This is a genomic window from Pseudomonas sp. FG43 (assembly GCF_057809175.1).
Genome location: NZ_JBMDJL010000001.1, coordinates 230,616 through 247,795, shown reverse-complemented (window position 1 = coordinate 247,795; position 17,180 = coordinate 230,616). Strand labels below are relative to the sequence as shown.

General features: G+C 58.0%; 17 protein-coding genes. 14 read left to right on the top strand and 3 right to left on the bottom strand.

Annotation, left to right across the window (positions count from 1 at the left end; all coding sequences use genetic code 11):
- Window positions 1-22: 22 nt before the first annotated feature.
- The 12 genes from ACODS3_RS01150 to ACODS3_RS01095 all read left to right on the top strand — a co-directional run bounded on the left by ACODS3_RS01150 (window position 23) and on the right by ACODS3_RS01095 (window position 10,482).
- On the top strand, window positions 23-1,159 hold the full coding sequence (locus ACODS3_RS01150; RefSeq protein WP_201005855.1) for a trypsin-like peptidase domain-containing protein: 1,137 nt from the start codon (window positions 23-25) through the stop codon (window positions 1,157-1,159).
- 68 nt (window positions 1,160-1,227) lie between these two features.
- A complete protein-coding gene (locus ACODS3_RS01145; protein WP_304575538.1) occupies window positions 1,228-2,361 on the top strand; it encodes a phosphoribosyltransferase domain-containing protein in 1,134 nt (377 codons plus the stop codon).
- Window positions 2,354-3,112 carry an HAD family hydrolase gene (locus ACODS3_RS01140; RefSeq protein ID WP_201018764.1) on the top strand — a complete coding sequence of 253 codons (759 nt, stop codon included), beginning with the start codon at window positions 2,354-2,356 and terminating at the stop codon, window positions 3,110-3,112. The genes ACODS3_RS01145 and ACODS3_RS01140 overlap by 8 nt, the downstream gene beginning before the upstream one ends.
- On the top strand, window positions 3,105-4,199 hold the full coding sequence (locus ACODS3_RS01135) for a cysteine protease StiP domain-containing protein (protein ID WP_201018765.1): 1,095 nt from the start codon (window positions 3,105-3,107) through the stop codon (window positions 4,197-4,199). Before ACODS3_RS01140 ends, ACODS3_RS01135 begins: the two co-directional genes overlap by 8 nt.
- The gene (locus ACODS3_RS01130) at window positions 4,199-5,149 is read left to right on the top strand and encodes an HpcH/HpaI aldolase/citrate lyase family protein (protein ID WP_201005848.1); all 951 of its coding nucleotides are present in this window, start codon (window positions 4,199-4,201) and stop codon (window positions 5,147-5,149) included. Before ACODS3_RS01135 ends, ACODS3_RS01130 begins: the two co-directional genes overlap by 1 nt.
- Window positions 5,150-5,854 (top strand): HAD-IB family hydrolase, encoded by a 705-nt coding sequence (locus ACODS3_RS01125; RefSeq protein WP_201018766.1) that lies wholly within the window; start codon window positions 5,150-5,152, stop codon window positions 5,852-5,854.
- 47 nt (window positions 5,855-5,901) lie between these two features.
- A complete protein-coding gene (locus tag ACODS3_RS01120; RefSeq protein WP_201018767.1) occupies window positions 5,902-6,495 on the top strand; it encodes a TerD family protein in 594 nt (197 codons plus the stop codon).
- On the top strand, window positions 6,492-7,694 hold the full coding sequence (locus ACODS3_RS01115; protein WP_489032896.1) for a TerD family protein: 1,203 nt from the start codon (window positions 6,492-6,494) through the stop codon (window positions 7,692-7,694). Before ACODS3_RS01120 ends, ACODS3_RS01115 begins: the two co-directional genes overlap by 4 nt.
- Window positions 7,695-7,747: 53 nt before the next feature.
- A complete protein-coding gene (locus tag ACODS3_RS01110; RefSeq protein ID WP_201005840.1) occupies window positions 7,748-8,197 on the top strand; it encodes a tellurite resistance TerB family protein in 450 nt (149 codons plus the stop codon).
- A 29-nt stretch (window positions 8,198-8,226) separates the two neighbouring features.
- Window positions 8,227-9,261 carry a TerC/Alx family metal homeostasis membrane protein gene (locus ACODS3_RS01105; protein ID WP_201018769.1) on the top strand — a complete coding sequence of 345 codons (1,035 nt, stop codon included), beginning with the start codon at window positions 8,227-8,229 and terminating at the stop codon, window positions 9,259-9,261.
- A 27-nt stretch (window positions 9,262-9,288) separates the two neighbouring features.
- The gene (locus ACODS3_RS01100; protein ID WP_201005834.1) at window positions 9,289-9,864 is read left to right on the top strand and encodes a TerD family protein; all 576 of its coding nucleotides are present in this window, start codon (window positions 9,289-9,291) and stop codon (window positions 9,862-9,864) included.
- A gap of 39 nt (window positions 9,865-9,903) precedes the next feature.
- Window positions 9,904-10,482, top strand: coding sequence for a TerD family protein (locus tag ACODS3_RS01095; protein WP_025261815.1), 579 nt, complete (start codon window positions 9,904-9,906; stop codon window positions 10,480-10,482).
- A gap of 167 nt (window positions 10,483-10,649) precedes the next feature.
- Here ACODS3_RS01095 and ACODS3_RS01090 read toward each other — a convergent pair whose 3' ends face one another.
- From ACODS3_RS01090 to nadC, 3 genes are read right to left on the bottom strand one after another with little or no spacing between them, the layout of a single operon-like run.
- Complete coding sequence (locus tag ACODS3_RS01090; RefSeq protein ID WP_489032893.1) at window positions 10,650-11,882, bottom strand: VWA domain-containing protein; 1,233 nt, start codon at window positions 11,880-11,882, stop codon at window positions 10,650-10,652.
- Window positions 11,883-11,928: 46 nt separating this feature from the next.
- Window positions 11,929-13,005 carry a TIGR00266 family protein gene (locus ACODS3_RS01085; RefSeq protein ID WP_489032891.1) on the bottom strand — a complete coding sequence of 359 codons (1,077 nt, stop codon included), beginning with the start codon at window positions 13,003-13,005 and terminating at the stop codon, window positions 11,929-11,931.
- A gap of 32 nt (window positions 13,006-13,037) precedes the next feature.
- Complete coding sequence (gene nadC, locus ACODS3_RS01080) at window positions 13,038-13,886, bottom strand: carboxylating nicotinate-nucleotide diphosphorylase (RefSeq protein WP_201005827.1); 849 nt, start codon at window positions 13,884-13,886, stop codon at window positions 13,038-13,040.
- Window positions 13,887-14,231: 345 nt separating this feature from the next.
- Between nadC and ACODS3_RS01075 the strand changes: the two genes are divergently transcribed.
- Together ACODS3_RS01075 and ampD are read left to right on the top strand one after the other, a co-directional pair.
- Window positions 14,232-16,487, top strand: coding sequence for a DUF1631 domain-containing protein (locus tag ACODS3_RS01075; RefSeq protein WP_304575543.1), 2,256 nt, complete (start codon window positions 14,232-14,234; stop codon window positions 16,485-16,487).
- Between the two features lie 132 nt (window positions 16,488-16,619).
- Window positions 16,620-17,168: a 1,6-anhydro-N-acetylmuramyl-L-alanine amidase AmpD gene (ampD, locus tag ACODS3_RS01070; protein ID WP_489032888.1), complete on the top strand. Its 549-nt coding sequence runs from the start codon at window positions 16,620-16,622 to the stop codon at window positions 17,166-17,168.
- The last annotated feature ends 12 nt before the right edge of the window (window positions 17,169-17,180 follow it).

Sequence of the window (17,180 nt, the reverse complement as noted above, 5' to 3'; positions counted from 1 at the left end):
CTCTTATCAGGGAGGATTGGGCATGAAAGTGTTGGCACCGGGCGCAAATACAGCAATTGCGAATGCACATTGCACGTGGTTGCTGGAAAGCGGAAAGGCTTCGGTATTCGGCGAATACGTAGCGGTAGCCTTGCTGCCGGTTGACGAAAAACGTCAGCCCAAGGGCGATCCGGCATTGCTGCACCGCGAACAGAACTGGATGGAGTGGAGCGACGGACCAGAGCGTGTCGGTTGCTCGCTCAAGCTGGATCGCCTGCCCGCTGGCAGTGATCGTGTTCTGGTGATGGTTTACGTCTATGCCGCCACCGGGCCAATTCGCGATATTTCCAGCTTGCGACTGGTGATCGACAAGGAAATCGAAGTCCAGGCAGATCTGCGGGACAACGGTGAGGCTTCGATCATCATCGGTGAGTTTTACCAGCGCAACGATCAATGGAAGTTTCGAGCGCTGCATGAAGGTTCTGCCTACGGACTGGCAGCGTTTGGACGCAAGATCGGCCTTGAGGTCAATGATCATCACCCTCGGCGCAGTTCCATCAACTCTCCGGGCGGTCATCATCAGTCGGCGACAGGTACCGCGTTTGTGGTCGGGCCTTCCCATGTGATGACGTGTGCCCATGTCATTGAAGACATGAGCGTGCTGTATATCAGTTCGCTGGAAGGGCGCTTCAAGGTCGAGCCAGTGGTGGTCGATCGTCGAAACGACATCGCATTGCTGCGGGTGCAAGGTGCTTCGCCGCTCAAGCCGGTCACGTTTCGTGAGGGGCAGGGTGCCGAGCCTGGCGATACGGTGGTGGCGCTGGGTTATCCACTGGCTTCGATTTCCGGTGGTAGCCTGCAAGTGACTCAAGGCGGGATATCCGGTCTGTTCGGCTTGCACAGCGATGCCAGCCTGTTTCAGTTCACGGCGCCCATTCAGCCGGGCTCCAGTGGCAGTCCACTGTTCGACAACGGTGGCGCGGTTATCGGGATGGTGACCTCAAGTGTGCCGGATGCACAGAACATGAATTTCGCGGTGAAGTCGGCATTGCTTCTGTCTTTTCTGGAAGCCTGTCGCGTAACGGCATCCCATGCCCGTCCCGAGAGGACGTACACCACGACTGAAATTACACGCTCTGCCCAGTCGGCGCTGTGGCTTCTTGAGGCCTCGCGCACATAACGACCGCTTCCCTTCGGGATACGGGGCAGGCGCCAGGGGCATTGGCCCCGTTAACCAGGAATCTATCGATGGACAGCAGCTCAGCTCTTTCAACCCCTACAAGGCTTCGCGCTGATCTGCTTCGTGGTCGTCTCGACGTGATGGTCGATTCGTCCACCATTGCTCCGGACTCACTGTTCGGCTTTGCCGAGCGACGCAATCCCAAGCGGGCATTCCTGTTTGTTTCCCGAGTGCTGGGGCGACATATTCCGGTGCGTCCCGGTGTCATGCTCAAAAGCTTTCAGGACCTTGCGCACAAGATCCCTGCTGATCTCCCGGGCCCGGTGCTGGTCATCGGCATGGCCGAGACGGCAGTCGGGCTTGGGGCAGGCGTGCATCGTGCCTATAGCGAATCGCGCCCGGACTCGCTGTATCTGGTCAGTACCCGTCACCCGACCGGCACCGAGCTGTTCGCCCGTTTCGAGGAGGAGCACAGCCACGCCAGTGCCCACCTGATTCACTTGCCCACCGACCCTGCGCTGCGCGAAATGATGCTTGGCGCTCGTTCGCTGGTACTGGTCGATGACGAAGCCTCCACCGGCAAGACATTCATCAATCTCTATCGGGCGCTGGTCGAGGCCGGGCTGAGCAAGGTCGAGCGTGTCGTGACCTGTGTATTGACCGACTGGTCGGCCGGTGCGGTCAGTACCACGATGGGCAATGTGGCCGAGCAGGTTTCGCTGCTGCAGGGTTCCTACTCCTTCGCTGAGGATCTGGCTGCGCCACTGCCGGACATGCCGGAAGTCGGCACTGTTGCCATGGGGGACTGGCCATTGGTTACCGCCAATGACTGGGGACGTCTCGGTGTGCGCTCCGTGGCCGACACCCTGGCGCCGGGTATTCAGGTCGCCAAGGGCGAGCGTGTGCTGGTGGTCGGTACCAGCGAGTTCGTCTGGCGTCCATTCCTGTTGGCCGAGCGCCTGGAAAAGGCCGGTGCGGATGTGCATTTCAGCTCCACCAGCCGTTCACCCATCGCTCTGGGGCATGCCATCGATCATGCGCTGTCGTTCTCCGATAACTACGGGCTGGGTATTCCCAATTTTCTCTACAACGTACGGCCCGGTCAGTTCGATCGCGTACTGATCTGCACCGAAACCCCTCAGCAGGCCGTGCCTGCCGAGCTGGTCGAAGCGCTGAATGCCGAGGTCATCTGTGATGAGTAACGAACGCCCGCTGATATTCGTGGATCTGGACGACACCCTGTTCCAGACCGCCCGCAAAACAGCTCCCGGTATCGAGAAGCATGTCGCGACCGTGGACCTCACAGGCAATGCCAATGGCTACATGACTAATGTGCAGAAGTCCTTCGTGAACTGGCTGCTGGCCCATTCCGATGTAGTGCCGGTCACGGCGCGCAGTGTCGAGGCCTATAGCCGGGTGAAGTTGCCCTTCAGTGTTGGCGCCATCTGCTCACATGGCGGTGTGATGCTCGATGCTGGCGGCCGCCTGGACAGCGACTGGAATGCACAGATGAAACAGACCCTGGCCGCTTATCAGGGGCGTTTGCATGAACTGAGCGCTGCCACCTTGGCCATTGGTCAGGAAATGGGCGTTTCGTTGCGCGGCTGGGTAGTGGAGGAGGCGAATCTTTTCCATTATGTAGTGACCAAACATAACGAAAGCGATGACAGCATCCTGACTCGCGTGCTGGCCGAAGTGCAGGCACGTGGCCTGCTCGATGACATGCATGTGCATGGCAACGGCAACAATCTGGCGTTCCTGCCCAACGGGTTGGCCAAGCGTTACGCCGTTCAGGAATGGTTACGTCGCGATCAGGCCGTCAATGGCGAGCGCCCGGTGCTGGGCTTTGGTGACAGCATCACCGACCTGGGTTTCATGGACGAGTGTCACTGGTGGGCAACGCCTGCCCGCAGTCAGCTGGCCAGGATGTTCGCCGGTGCTGCGCATGAGTAATCCCGTTCACGGGCTCGATACGGTGGGCAGCGGTAGCTATCTCGCGGATGACGTGCATTTTCTGCTGCGCGGCATTGAGATGGACACCACCGATGTCGAAGAAAAAGAACGTCTGATCCAGACGAAGCAAAAGCATTATTCGGAAATGATCAGCCAGGAGTCCGCGCCCGGCGAGGCTCATTGTGCCTTGTTCGAGCGTGCGCTGATGCAGAACGGCGTGCGCATGGCGACCGACGTGCAGGCGCTGGCGCTGGCTCTCGATCAGGCTTGTCAGGGACCTGAAATCATTCTGGTGTCATTCGTACGCGCCGGTTTGCCGTTGGGGGTCTTGTTGCGTCGGGCCTTGATCGAACTGGGGCGTGAAACGCATCACTATGGCATCAGCATCATTCGTGACCGTGGGATCGACTCGGTTGCGCTTGAGGCCATCATTCAGGCCCATGGTGCCCAGAACATTGTTTTCGTGGATGGCTGGACCGGCAAGGGCGCGATTTCCGGGGAGATCAAGCGCAGTCTGGCGGGCGATGTCCGGTTCCCCGAAGAGCCGCGTCTGGTTGTGTTGGCCGACCCGTGCGGCAGTGCGTGGCTGGCGGCGTCCTCGGAGGACTGGGTCATACCGTCCGGCATTCTGGGCGCCACGGTGTCCGGGCTGGTGTCGCGCTCCATATGGCCTGCTGATGGCGGGCTGCATGGGTGTGTCGTTTACGATCACTTGCAGGAACATGACGTGACCCGCTCGTTCATCGAACGGATCGAAAGCCAGCGCCGGGGCTTGAGCAGCGTGACCCCGGCTCTGCCCTGGGCTCCCGGCCAGCGTATCGAACTCAAGACCGCAGCCCGGCAGGTTGTCGACAGCCTGGCCGAGCGGTTCGGGGTCAATAACCTCAATCGTGTGAAACCCGGGATTGCCGAGGCGACCCGTGCTGTCATGCGCCGGGTGCCCGATCATGTGCTGGTGCGCAATACCACTGACAGCGATGTGCAATTACTCATGCACCTGACCGAAAAAGCGGGCATCCCTGTCGAAGAAGCCGGAAATGCCCTGGGGCCCTATCGGGCGGTAACCATCATTCGGAGTCTCAGCTAATGGCCATACCTTCGCCTTATGCTTTGGGTGCAACGCTGTATATGCCTGCAACCCGCGACGACATTCTCGATGTGGTATTCGGAGAGAAGATCCCCGAATTGCGCTCGCTGGTCGTATGTCTGGAAGATGCCGTCGCCCTTATCGATGTCGAGACCGCGCTGGTCAACCTGCGCAATGTGCTGACGCGCATCCAGGATCGTGGCGGTCGGCCAGACAATGGCCCGCTGCTGTTCGTGCGCCCTCGCGATGCGGCAATGGCGAAGATTCTCAATGACTGGCCGCTTATGGCCCACGTCGACGGGTTCGTTGTTCCCAAGCTCTCGCTGCAAAGTCTGACAAGCTGGGAGGATGCTGTTACCAATCCAGACCTGGCTTTGATGCCTACACTGGAGACGCCTGAAGTGTTCAACCCGACGGCCATGGTCGAACTGGGGCAGGCACTCAAGGTCAATCTGGGCGAGCGGATCATCGCCTTGCGCATTGGTGGCAACGATCTGATGGGCTGTCTCGGGCTGCGCCGCAATCCGGCCATGACGCTGTATGGCACACCGATGGGGTATGTCATTCCGATGCTGGCCGGGGTGATGGGGTCGCAGGGGTTCGCCTTGACGGCTCCCGTCTTCGAGCAACTGGCGACGCCCGACATCATGGAGCAGGAACTGGTGCTGGATATCTCCAACGGTATGGTGGGCAAGACAGCAATCCACCCCTCGCAGGTCAATATCATTCAGAATGCGTTTCGGGTGAGCCTGGAAGACCTGAATTGCGCACGGATGATTTTGAACTCTGTCGCTCCGGCGGTGTTCAAGTACAACGATGCGATGTGTGAACCGGCCACTCATTACAAATGGGCAACCCACATCATGGAGCGCGCCAAATGGCACGGAGTCCTGCCGACTCCCGCTTCGATCGTGGATGCCAGCATTCGACTCGCTGAGGCAGTTAGCTAGATGATAGAGCCTGATCTTGAAGTGGAAGTGGAGCAACGCCTGTTGGCGGTGTTCGATTTTGACGGGACACTGACCCGCCATGACAGCTTTGTCCCATTTCTCAAATTCGCTTTTGGGCAGCGTGCCTTTTCCATCCGCATGGCCAGGCTGGTTCTGCCGAGCCTGGGCTATCTGGCCAAGCGTGTGACACGAGATGAGCTCAAGGGCCGTCTGATCAAGGCCTTTCTGACCGGCGTGGACGCGCAATGGCTGCAACAGAAGGCTGAAGCGTTCTGTGAGCTGTACTGGACACGCCTGATGCGCCCTGCGGCGCTGGAGTCCGTTGCTGCGGAAATCGAAAAGGGCGCCATTGTCACGCTATGTTCAGCATCGCCTGCTATGGTCCTGCAACCTTTCGCAAATCGCCTGAAAGTCGAGCTGATTGGCACCAATCTGGAAGTGATCGACGGCAAGCTCACCGGCCTGATCGAGGGCAGCAACTGTCGCTGCGACTCCAAGGTGATGCGTCTTGAGGGTGTTTATGGCCCGCTTTCGCAGTTCCGGGTGCGGGCCTGGGGCGATACGCGCGGCGACCATGAATTACTGGCGGCAGCACAGGATGCGCACTGGCGTTTGTTCCATCCAGCGTGGCGTCGAGGCCGCTATAAAGGCCCTGTTAACGCCAAGTTACATAATCGGGATGGCATTGATGGCCCATCGCGGTAAGGCTGTAACACTTTTATCCGAATTCCGTAGTTCACATGGAGCGAAAAATGGCACTCTCGTTGGCAAAAAACCAGACGATTTCTCTTGAGAAAACCGCTGGTACAGGCCTCAAAAAAGTCAGCATGGGCCTGGGATGGGACCCTGAAAAGCCGAGCGGTTTCTTCGGTAAACTGCTGGGCGGCGGTGGCGGTGATATCGACCTGGACGCTTCCTGCATCATGCTCGATGCCGACAAGAAGCCTCTCGATCTGGTCTGGTTCCGTCAGTTGCAATCGCGTGACGGTGCCATCCACCACTCCGGCGACAACCGTACCGGTGAAGGCGCGGGCGATGACGAAACCATCAGCGTCGATCTGGAAAAACTGCCAGCAGCCGTGAAATATCTGGTGTTCACCGTCAACTCGTTTACCGGTCAGAACTTTGAAAAAGTCGCCAATGCCTACTGCCGTATCGTTGATCTCGGTACCCGCAATGAGCTGGGCCGTTTCGACCTGTCCGAAAAAGGCCAGCACACTGGTGTGGTGATGTCCTATCTGTCACGTACTTCCAGCGGCTGGGATTTCACCGCTGTAGGTCAGGCCACCAATGGCCGCACTGCAGACGATCTGGTCGATCTGGCCATTGGAGCAGTACGCGCATGACTCAACTTGTCCCAGGCGCAAATGCGCCAGTAGCTGCTGGCCCATTGACGGTCGACGTCAGCTATTCCCCTCTAGCGGGCGCGGACATCGATGTCTCCGCGTTCCTGCTGACCAGTTCCGGCAAGGTCCGCGGCGATCAGGACATGTGTTTCTTCGGTCAGAAGAGCGTGAGTGGCGGTGCGGTTCAGTTGACGGAAGCGTCGTCTGGCCGTGCCGTATTCAGCCTTGATCCGGGCCGCCTGGATGCTGCCATCGAGAAGGTCGCGCTCACTGCGACCATCTATGAAAACAAGTCCAGCTTCGACAGCGTGTCGCGTCTGGCCCTGACGATCACAGGTGGCATCGAATCGGTCATTCCTACCAGTGGCATGAAGGAAACCGCGCTTATTCTCGGCGAGTTCTATCTGCGTCAGGGCGCATGGAAGTTCCGTTGTGTTGCCCAGGGCTTTGCCGGTGGCCTTGAGCCTCTGGCCAAGAACTTCGGTGTTGAAGTCGCGGCGCCGCAAGCCGAGCCTCCTGCACCTGCACCTGCACCTGCACCTGCACCTGCACCTGCACCTGCAGCCGCTCCCGCGCCCAAGCCCACGGTCAACCTCAGCAAGATCACTCTGGACAAGACACGTGCTTCCGTCAGTCTGGAAAAAACCAGTGCCGGCTTCGGCGAGATCAGGGTCAACCTGAACTGGAACCGCCGTAGCGAGAGCAAGGGCGGTGGCTTCTTTTCGATGAAAAAGAGCAATGCGATCGACCTTGATGTAGGCTGCCTGTTCGAGTTACAGGACGGTTACAAAGGCGCAGTCCAGGCTTTGGGTAATTCGTTCGGATCGCTCAACACCGAGCCTTTCATCAAGTTGATGGGTGATGACCGTACAGGCTCCGTCAGTGATGGCGAGTGGTTGCATATCAACGGTGCGCACTGGGGCAAGATTCGTCGCATTCTGGTTTACGCATTCATCTATGAAGGTGCGCCGAACTGGAAGGAGACCGACGGTGTTGTCACCATCCACGCTCCGGGCCAGCCACCTATCGAGGTTCGCCTCAACGAGGAAGGCGGTCGTCAGGGCATGTGTGCAATCGCGCTGCTGGAAAACGACAACGGTGCCGTCAAGGTGACCCGCCGTGTGGACTTCCACAATGGTCACAGCAACATGGACAAGGCTTACAGCTGGGGCATGCGCTGGGCCGCGGGTTCCAAGTAAACAACACGATTGATTTTTTCTGAGGCGGCCTGGCTGCCTCGTAGGGGATTGAAATGCTGGACTGGTTGAAAACAAACGCAACAGCAGCTCGTGACAAGCTTGCTTCCGAAGTCTCGAAGTTCAAGAATCGTGAGTTCATGGATGCAGTGGTTTCAGGTTGTGCCCTGGTATCTGCAGCCGATGGCGATATCAGCTCCAGTGAAAAACAGAAAATGGCTGGCTTCATTCAGAACTCTCAGGAACTGAAAGTTTTTGACATGAAAGACGTCATCCAGGCTTTTCAGGAGGCATGCGCCAAGTTCGACTTCGATGTCGAGATCGGCCGTGCCGAAGCGCTGAAAACCATCGGCAAGATCAAGAAAAAAGAAGATGCTGCCCGTTTGCTGGTACGTGTCTGCTGTGCCATCGGTGGTGCAGATGGCAGCTTCGACGAGAAGGAACGTGCAGTTTGCCGTTCTATCTGTAACGAGCTTGGCCTGAACCCGTCCGATTTCGACCTGTAATTTTTACCCCCTTTGAGGAACGCAGTTAAATGGAAAGCACCGCTCTAGGCTTCCCTCCACTTACCATGGCCGTTTTTATCGGCCTGGCCATCTCGGCCTTGGCCGTCGACATGTTTTCTCACCGGGGAAACAAGCCGATCACATTGACCCAGGCATCGGCCTGGTCGATTTTCTGGGTGGCCATCTCGCTGGCATTCGCCGGTTTCCTGTACGTTCAGCACGGCTCTGAAGTCGCCACGCTGTTCGTGACCGGTTATGCACTGGAAAAAGTCCTGAGCGTCGATAACCTCTTCGTGTTCATGGCCTTGTTCGCCTGGTTCAAGATCCCGGATGGCCTGCGCCATCGCGTTCTGTACTGGGGCATCATCGGTGCCATCGTCTTCCGCGGCATTTTCGTCGCCATCGGTACAGGCCTTCTGGCTCTGGGCCCGTGGGTCGAAGTGGTGTTTGCGGTAATCGTTGCCTGGACAGCCATCATGATGCTCAGGGCTGGCGATAACGACGACGAAGAAATCGACTACTCCCAGCACATGGCGTATCGCTTCGCCAAGAAACTGTTCCCGGTGTGGCCAAAGCTGCACGGCAACAATTTCTTCGTAAGGCGCTCAGTCCTGGAAGAGGAAATCAAGAAGCCCGAGAACAGTGGCATCACCCTGGCTGCCAAGGGCGCGATCTTTGCGACCCCTCTGTTCCTGTGTCTGGTCGTGGCTGAAATCTCCGACGTACTGTTCGCATTCGACTCCGTACCGGCAATCATCGCCGTGAGCCGCGAGCCGCTGATCGTATTCTCGGCCATGCTGTTCGCGATTCTGGGTCTGCGTACCCTGTACTTCGTACTTGAAGCTCTGAAGCGCTATCTGGTCCACCTGGAGAAAGCGGTTATCGCACTGCTGTTCTTCATCGCGATCAAGCTGGGCCTGAACGCAACTGACCACTTGTTCCACCATGGATACAGCATCAGCGCCAACACCAGCCTGCTGGTTGTGATGGTGGTGTTGGTAATCGGTATTGTCGCTAGCCTGCTCTTCCCGGGAAAAGACGAGTCGGCTGAAGAAAAAGCGTAAACACTGGAAAAAGGAGATAAACGAATCATGGCTTTGACTCTGCAAAAAGGTGGCAACCTTTCGCTGTCCAAAACCGACCCGACCTTGACCAATGTATTGATCGGCCTGGGCTGGGACCCGCGTGCCACTGACGGCCAGGAGTTTGACCTGGACGCCAGCGCATTCCTGCTGGGCGCCAACGGTAAAGTTCGCAGCGAAGCCGACTTCATTTTCTACAACCAGCTCAAGAGCGCCGATGGCTCCGTGGAGCATGCCGGTGACAACCGTACCGGCGCTGGCGATGGTGATGATGAAGTCGTGAAGGTCGATCTGACCCGCGTGCCTGCCGACGTCGAGAAAATCGTATTCGTCGTGACCATTCACGACGCTGACAGCCGCAAGCAGAACTTCGGTCAGGTGGGTGGTTCTTTCATCCGCGTACTGAACGAGAAGTCCAGCGCTGAAATCGTTCGCTATGATCTGGCCGAAGATGCTTCGACCGAAACCGCGATGATCTTTGCCGAGCTGTATCGCAATAACGGTGAGTGGAAATTCCGCGCCGTAGGCCAGGGTTACGCAGGTGGCCTGAAGGCTGTGGCCAACGCTCACGGTATGAATTTCTGATTCATACCCTTACTACTTCTTTAGAAAAGGATTACGCACATGGCTGTAAGTCTGAGTAAAGGCGGTAACGTTTCCCTGTCCAAAGAGGCTCCTGGCCTGACCGAAATCACCGTAGGCCTGGGCTGGGACCCACGTGTCACCGACGGCACCGAATTCGACCTGGATGCTTCTGTTTTTGTCGTGGGTGAGAACGGCAAGGTTCTGGATGACAGCGGCTTCATTTTCTACAACAACAAGAAGTCGGCTGACGGTTCGGTCGAGCACCTGGGCGACAACCGCTCCGGCGCTGGCGACGGCGACGACGAGTCTGTTCTGGTCAAGCTGCCAACCCTGAACGCTGCTGTGAAGAAGCTGGTTTTCGGCGTCACCATCCACTCGGCTGACGAGCGCAAGCAAAGCTTCGGTCAAGTGGCCAACGCCTACATCCGCGTTCTGAACAAGGCTGACGGCAAGGAAATCGCTCGTTACGACCTGTCGGAAGACGCATCGACTGAAACCGCGATGATCTTCGGCGAGCTGTATCGTCATGGCGACGAGTTCAAGTTCAAGGCCATCGGCCAAGGCTTCGCAGGCGGCTTGAAGCCTCTGGCAGAAGCACACGGCGTATCGATCGGCTAAACCCGGTCAGCGTCATGAAAAACCCTGTCAGCGATGGCAGGGTTTTTTATTTGTGGAACGCTTTGATGTGGGAGGGGCCTTGGCCGCGACAGCATGTACAGGCGCTGAAAATGTATTGCCTGTCAGCATGTCGTCGCGACCAAGGCCCCTCCCACTGTCTGGAAAATTTACAGAATCCCGGCACCCTTGGCGGCCTTGAGCCAGTCCGGGAACTCTTCCATCAGCAAGTCGTAAAGTTTCTCTTCCGGGACTTCATCCAGTCTGTCCAGAGCGAAGAAGTTACAGTTATCCACAGTCCGTCCGGTCATGTCGTCGAGCTTTTCCAGGATTCCGTAGCCGCGTCCGCCCAGGCCCACGAATTGCCAGAAGATAGGCAGTTTTGCCGCCTCGATCATCAGTCTGGTGATTTCCCTGTCCTGATGAACACCGCCATCGCTGATGAACAGGATGTAGATCGGCGTCTTGTCGCCTGACTTCTTGTAGTAGTCGATGACCATGCGCATGGCTTTGGGCTCATCATTCACCCGTGCGCCCAACTCCCAGTTTTTCCAGCCACCGTTGTCGGTCTGGATAAAGTCCTTGAAGTTGCTCAACGACACCGACGACAACTGACAAGGCCGGGCACCGAAGGCCCAGCAGTCCAGTGCGCCGTCATCATCGAAATGCACCGCCAGAGGAATCAGGCGGTTGACGACTTCCTGCACATGGCCACGGCTGTATTGCGCGTTCATGGAGCCGGAAGCATCCAGTACCAGCCCGACACGAGCTTTGGTATCGGTCAGTCTGGCTTTCTCAAGACTGACCTGAGCTTTTTTCGCCAGGCTGACCAGTTGCGGAGCGGCCTCGGCGATTTTCTTCTCCAGCGAAACCTTGGCTGGCGCAGGAGCAGGCGCCTCCGAGACTTCGCCTCCGAAGTGCACCACCAGTGCATCCAGACCGGCGTTGTAGCCTTGCAGGTTCGATGCAATGCGCCATTCACCGTTCTTGCGGTAGATATCGGTGACCATGATGGCTTTCTCGGCAGCAAAGGTTGCGCCAGAGAACTCGCTGCGAGCGACTTCGCGGCCTGCGTCCTTGATGCTGAAATGGCTGGCCTGAATGTCGCTCATCGCTCCTGCGCCATCGATGGATGCAGTGAACACAAGCCGGTCGATAGAGGCGGGCAGCCCGGCGAGGGCAATCTGAAAGTCACCGCCGTTTACCTGCCTGACACTGTTGCAAGGGCTGTTGGGTTGATTGAAGAAGATCATGTAGCGGTCATCCGACAGCTTGCCCTGGGCGTCGACGCCGAAGCAGACGTAATCGATCACGTGGGAGGACTTGATGTCGATGGACAGGGTGAGATCCGAGCCTCGAATCAGGCTGGAAAGCGGGACTCGTTGGCCTTGGGTGATTTGCATGTCTCGTCCTTGTGCATTCCGGGCCGCAAGCCGGCCCGGGTATTATTCAGCGCTCGCTTCGTGCCACTCCTGCCGGGCTCGCCGCCAGCATGCGTCCGGCCAGACGTGAGAAGGGCAGGCTTTGCAGCCATACCGTGCCGGGGCCGGTCAGTTTGGCGAAAAATACGCCTTCACCGCCAAACAGCATCGACTTGATGCCGCCGACCATACGGATGTCGTAATCGACGCCTTGGGTCATGGCTGCGAGGCAGCCGGTATCCACATCCAGCGACTCGCCCGCTGCCAGTTCGATCTTGCGAACGGTGCCGCCCATGTGAACGAACACCCAGCCGTCGCCTTCGAGTTTTTGCAACACAAAGCCCTCACCACCAAACAGGCCGGTAAGGATTTTCTTCTGGAACTGAATGCCGATGGAGACACCTTTGGCACCTGCCAGAAAGCTGTCCTTCTGGCAGATCAACTTGCCACCGAAGTCACGCAGGCGCAGAGGCAGGATGGTGCCGGGGTAGGGTGCAGCGAATGCGACGCGACCTTTGCCGGAGCCTTGTTGCGAGAACACGGTAGTGAACAGGCTTTCGCCGGTGAGCATGCGTTTGCCCGCGCCGAAGAGCGAACCCAGCAGCCCTGAAGACTGGCTGCTGCCGTCGCCGAAGATGGTTTCCATCTGCACGTCGCAGGTCTTGTACATCATCGAGCCTGCTTCGGCCACGGCGCTCTCGCCTCGGTCCAGTTCAAGTTCGACGAATTGTGTTTCGGTGCCGTACAGCTTGAAATCCACGCCATCGGTTGCCTGGCCGGAGCCGAAGCCGCTTGAAGTATTTGGATCGGGAGTGAACGAAGGTCGTCTGATAGCTGGAGCTGGAGCTGGAGCTGGAGCTGGAGCTGCATGCGCAGGCAGGGCTGAGGGCCGGGGCTGGATCATGTCGGGCGTCGGGTCCGGAAAGGGCGTGATGCCGTCTTTCTTCATGGCCCGGACTTCCTGCACCTGATAAATCGGCTGCCAGTCCGGCATGCCCTGCTTCCAGCACCATGCGCCCGGCGCCTCACGAGCAATGAGGCGTGCGGCTGCTGCATCCATGGGGCCGAGTTGCTTGCCCGCATTCACTACAAACCATTGTTCCAAGATGACGACTCCTCTCTCGACCTGTGGATAAATCAGAGGCTCAAGCGCATGGACAAGTCCACAGCCTTCACGTCCTTGGTCATCGCGCCGATCGAGATATAGTCCACGCCGGTTTCAGCGATCACTCGCAAGGTATCGTCATTGATGCCGCCGCTGGCTTCAAGCCTGGCGCGTCCTGCGGTCAGGCGTACGGCCTCGCGCATGTCATCCAGGCTCAGTTCGTCGAGCATGATGATGTCGGCACCGGCATCGAGCGCCTGTTTGAGTTCACTCAGGCTTTCAACTTCGACTTCCACTGGCTTGCCTGGCGCAATCTTGTGCGCGGCGGCCACGGCCTGGGCAATGCCGCCACAGGCTGCAATGTGGTTTTCCTTGATCAGGAAGGCGTCGTACAGACCTATGCGGTGGTTATGGCAGCCGCCACAGGTCACGGCATATTTCTGCGCGAGACGCAGGCCGGGCAGGGTCTTGCGGGTATCGAGCAGCTTGACCTGAGTGTCGCTCACGATGTCTGCATAGTGCTGCGCACGGGTGGCAACGCCTGACAGCAATTGCAGAAAGTTGAGTGCGCTACGTTCTCCGGTCAGCAGGGAGCGAGCCGGGCCTTCCAGATGAAACAACGCCTGATTGGGGCTTACACGGTCACCATCGGCCACTTGCCAGTGAACGGCGACCCGTGGGTCCAGTTGACGAAAAACCGTATCGACCCATGCGGCACCTGCGATCACCGCCGCATCGCGGGAAATGATCGTTGCCTTGGCCAGCCGCTCGGCAGGGATCAATTGAGCGGTGATATCGCCACTGCCGACATCTTCAAGCAATGCGCGCCGCACATTGGCTTCGATTTCAGCTGTCAGGTCGGCGAGTCGTAAATTCGGCATAGCGGGCTCCACTAACAAAGTCGCACGAGTATAAGGCACGCCACCTTTGTAACCCACCTGTACGGCCGGCCATGCGCGCAAAGTGTGCTGTTGGTCGGTTTTGTAAATTCCTTTGCGATATATGTCGATTGGCGTTGTCTATCGCAGCACATCCTCTTTGTGTATTGCGCCTGTTACAGAGCGAAATACTTTGCTGGCGTTCGATACAAGTTTTGAAAGATAATCCGACTTGTATTTGACGTCATAGCTTTGACGTAGCGCAAAGACCAAGGGGATCGCTTCACAGGCGAGGGTTGCAAGCCGCGTTTGTGATGGGATTTAAGCCGTTTCCTGTCAGGGGGTTTGATGCAAAACGACGAAAACGTTGTGCCGTTGAGCAAGGGAATCCCTGCGCAGGGTACAAGTACGCCTTTGGCCCGGCTGCCCGTCGTGTTGTTGCAGGTGCGTGATAAAGCCGCACAGCAGCTCAAGGATGCCTTGCAAGCGTTGTTCGATAACGCTGACGACACCCTTTTTGAAATGGCTGATCGCGCCATCAGCAATACCGAACAGAACACCTTTTTCGAGGCCATGCGCGATTTGCGCCTCAAGCGCAAAAGCATCGAGCGTGCCTTTCTCGACAAGTTCTACGAGTCTTTCCTGGCGTTGGGTCAGTATCAGATCACCGAACCGGTGCTGCCGGCGGCGGTCGCTTTCGACAAGCTGTCACTGGTGCCCAACGACGAGCTGGAAAAAACCGTGGCCGTCGACTCGATGGTGGCCAAGGTCATGAGCCGCGATGGCGTTGCCTTGAGCCAGTTGACCGCGCGCTTGAACGAGCTGCTTCCCCAATCCATTACAGTCGATGCCAACCCCATGGGGCCGGCAATGCTGTGCAATTTCTTTCTCCAGGCCAAGCGCAGCCTGGGGGTCGAGATCAAGGTCAAGCTGATCATTCTCAAGCTGTTCGAGAAATACATCCTGGCCAACACCGATCATTTGTATAGCGAAGCCAACCAGTTGCTGATCGCTACCGGCATCCTGCCTGAAATGAAAGCCTTGCCGGCCCGTCGCTCATCCGATCGCGCAGCTCCCAGGAAGCGTGCCAGCGAACTGTCCGACCCAGCTCTGGCGCAGGCCGCTGACAAGCTCGACAAGGGCGTGCTCGAAGTGTTTTCGGCGCTGCAGGAATTGTTGCTGCAAGTCAGGGGCAATCTGACGCCTCGTCATGGTCCAGGCTCCGAAGTCCGCCCGATTTCCAGCAAGGATCTCCTGCGCCTGCTCTCGCATCTTCAGCAGTACGTACCGGCCTCGGATGCTCCGGAAGATTTCGACCTGCGTAACCAGTTGGAGCAACTGCTGACCCGCGTCAGCGTAAAGAGCGGCAAGTCTCGCGGCGTTGGTGCAGGCGACGAAGATGTGATCAACCTGATCGCCATGCTCTTTGAATTCATTCTCGACGATCGCAACCTGCCTCACTCTCTGCGGGCGTTGATCGGGCGGTTGCAGATCCCGATGCTGAAAGTCGCAGTGATCGACAAGAGCTTCTTCAGCCGTGGCAGCCATCCTGCCCGTCGTCTGCTCAACGAGATTGCGACCGCCGCACTGGGTTGGGGTGGACGTGACGATTATCAGCGCGACTCGCTTTACATGCGTGTCGATCAGATCGTGCAGCGTCTGCTCAATGATTTTGTCGACGATCCGGCGATTTTCTCCGAGCTGCTGGCGGACTTCCTGGCCTTCACCAGCGATGAGCGTCGGCGCAGCGAACTGCTTGAACAGCGCACCCGCGATGCCGAAGAAGGGCGCACCCGCGCCGAGCTGGCGCGTCAGCAGGTCCAGCATGAACTGAACCAGCGCTTGCTGGGCAAGACCTTGCCGGAGGCGGTCGTGCGTCTGTTGCAGCAGGCCTGGAGCAAGGTGCTGTTGCTGACATGCCTCAAGCATGGCGAAGGTTCGAGCGAGTGGCTGGCCGGGCTGCAAGCCATGGACGACCTGATCTGGAGTGTCGAACTGCACGAAGACCCGGAAGCACGGCAGAGGCTGCTTGAGCTGGTGCCCGGGCTGCTCAAGTCATTGCGTGAGGGGTTGACCAGCGCCGCTTTTGACCCGTTCGCCACCAGTGAATTCTTCAGTCAGCTGGAAGTGCTGCATGTCCAGGCTTTCCAGCATTTCTCACGCCTTCAGGATGTTCAGGGCGAGGAGCTTCAAAGCTCTGTAGCACTGGCTGAAGCCGAGCCTGCTGAAGGTCCGGCAATGATGGTCGTGATGGAGGAAATCGTCCTGACCGCGCCGGACGAGCCTTTGAGCAATGAAAGTGTCCTGCAATTGCCCAATGACGATGCCGGTCTGCAAATGGTCGACAAGCTGCGTGTGGGGAACTGGGTCGAGATTCAGGAAGACGAAGAGAACAAGCTGCGCTGCAAGCTCACGGCTATCGTTGAGCCTACCGGCCGCTACGTGTTCGTCAATCGTACCGGCATGAAGGTTCTGGAAAAGTCCCGCATGGGGCTGGCAATCGAATTGCGTCGCGGCACCATCCGCATTCTCGACGATGCCTTGCTGTTCGACCGTGCGCTGGAGTCGGTGATCAGCAGCCTGCGCAAGCTCAAGGGCGCATAAAACCTGATATGGGAGAGGGCCCGGCCCACGAAGATCCATCGCCTGAAATACCTTCGCGAATGAATTCGCTCCTACCGGTGATGCTGTTTGGGCATACTTGCGCCTATCGAACCCTTTCTCCAAGGAGCCTTCATGCAGTTGGACCCCGCCAGCGGTTGGTGTGACGGCGTGCAGCATTGCCCTTCACCCAATTTCAATGCGCGACCCGAGGGCGAAATCTCGCTACTGGTGATCCACAACATCAGCCTGCCGCCTGCCCAGTTCAAGACGGGCAAGGTCCAGTGTTTTTTTCAGAATCAGCTGGATATCACCGAGCATCCCTATTTCGAGGGCATTGCCGACTTGCGCGTTTCGGCGCATTTTCTGATCGAGCGTGATGGCGAGGTCACTCAATTCGTCTCATGTCTTGACCGCGCCTGGCATGCTGGCGTTTCCTGTTTCCAGGGGCGCGAAGCCTGTAATGACTTTTCCATCGGTATCGAGCTGGAAGGCACGGATGACCAGCCCTTTACCGATGCGCAATATGCCGCCTTGATCGATCTGACGCGCCAGTTGCGTCAGGCGTTTGTGGCAATTACGCCTGAGCGCATCTGTGGGCACAGCAATATCGCTCCGGGACGCAAGACCGATCCGGGGCCGTGTTTCGACTGGGCCCGTTTTCAAGCCGCTTTGCAGGACTGAAGTGAGGGATTA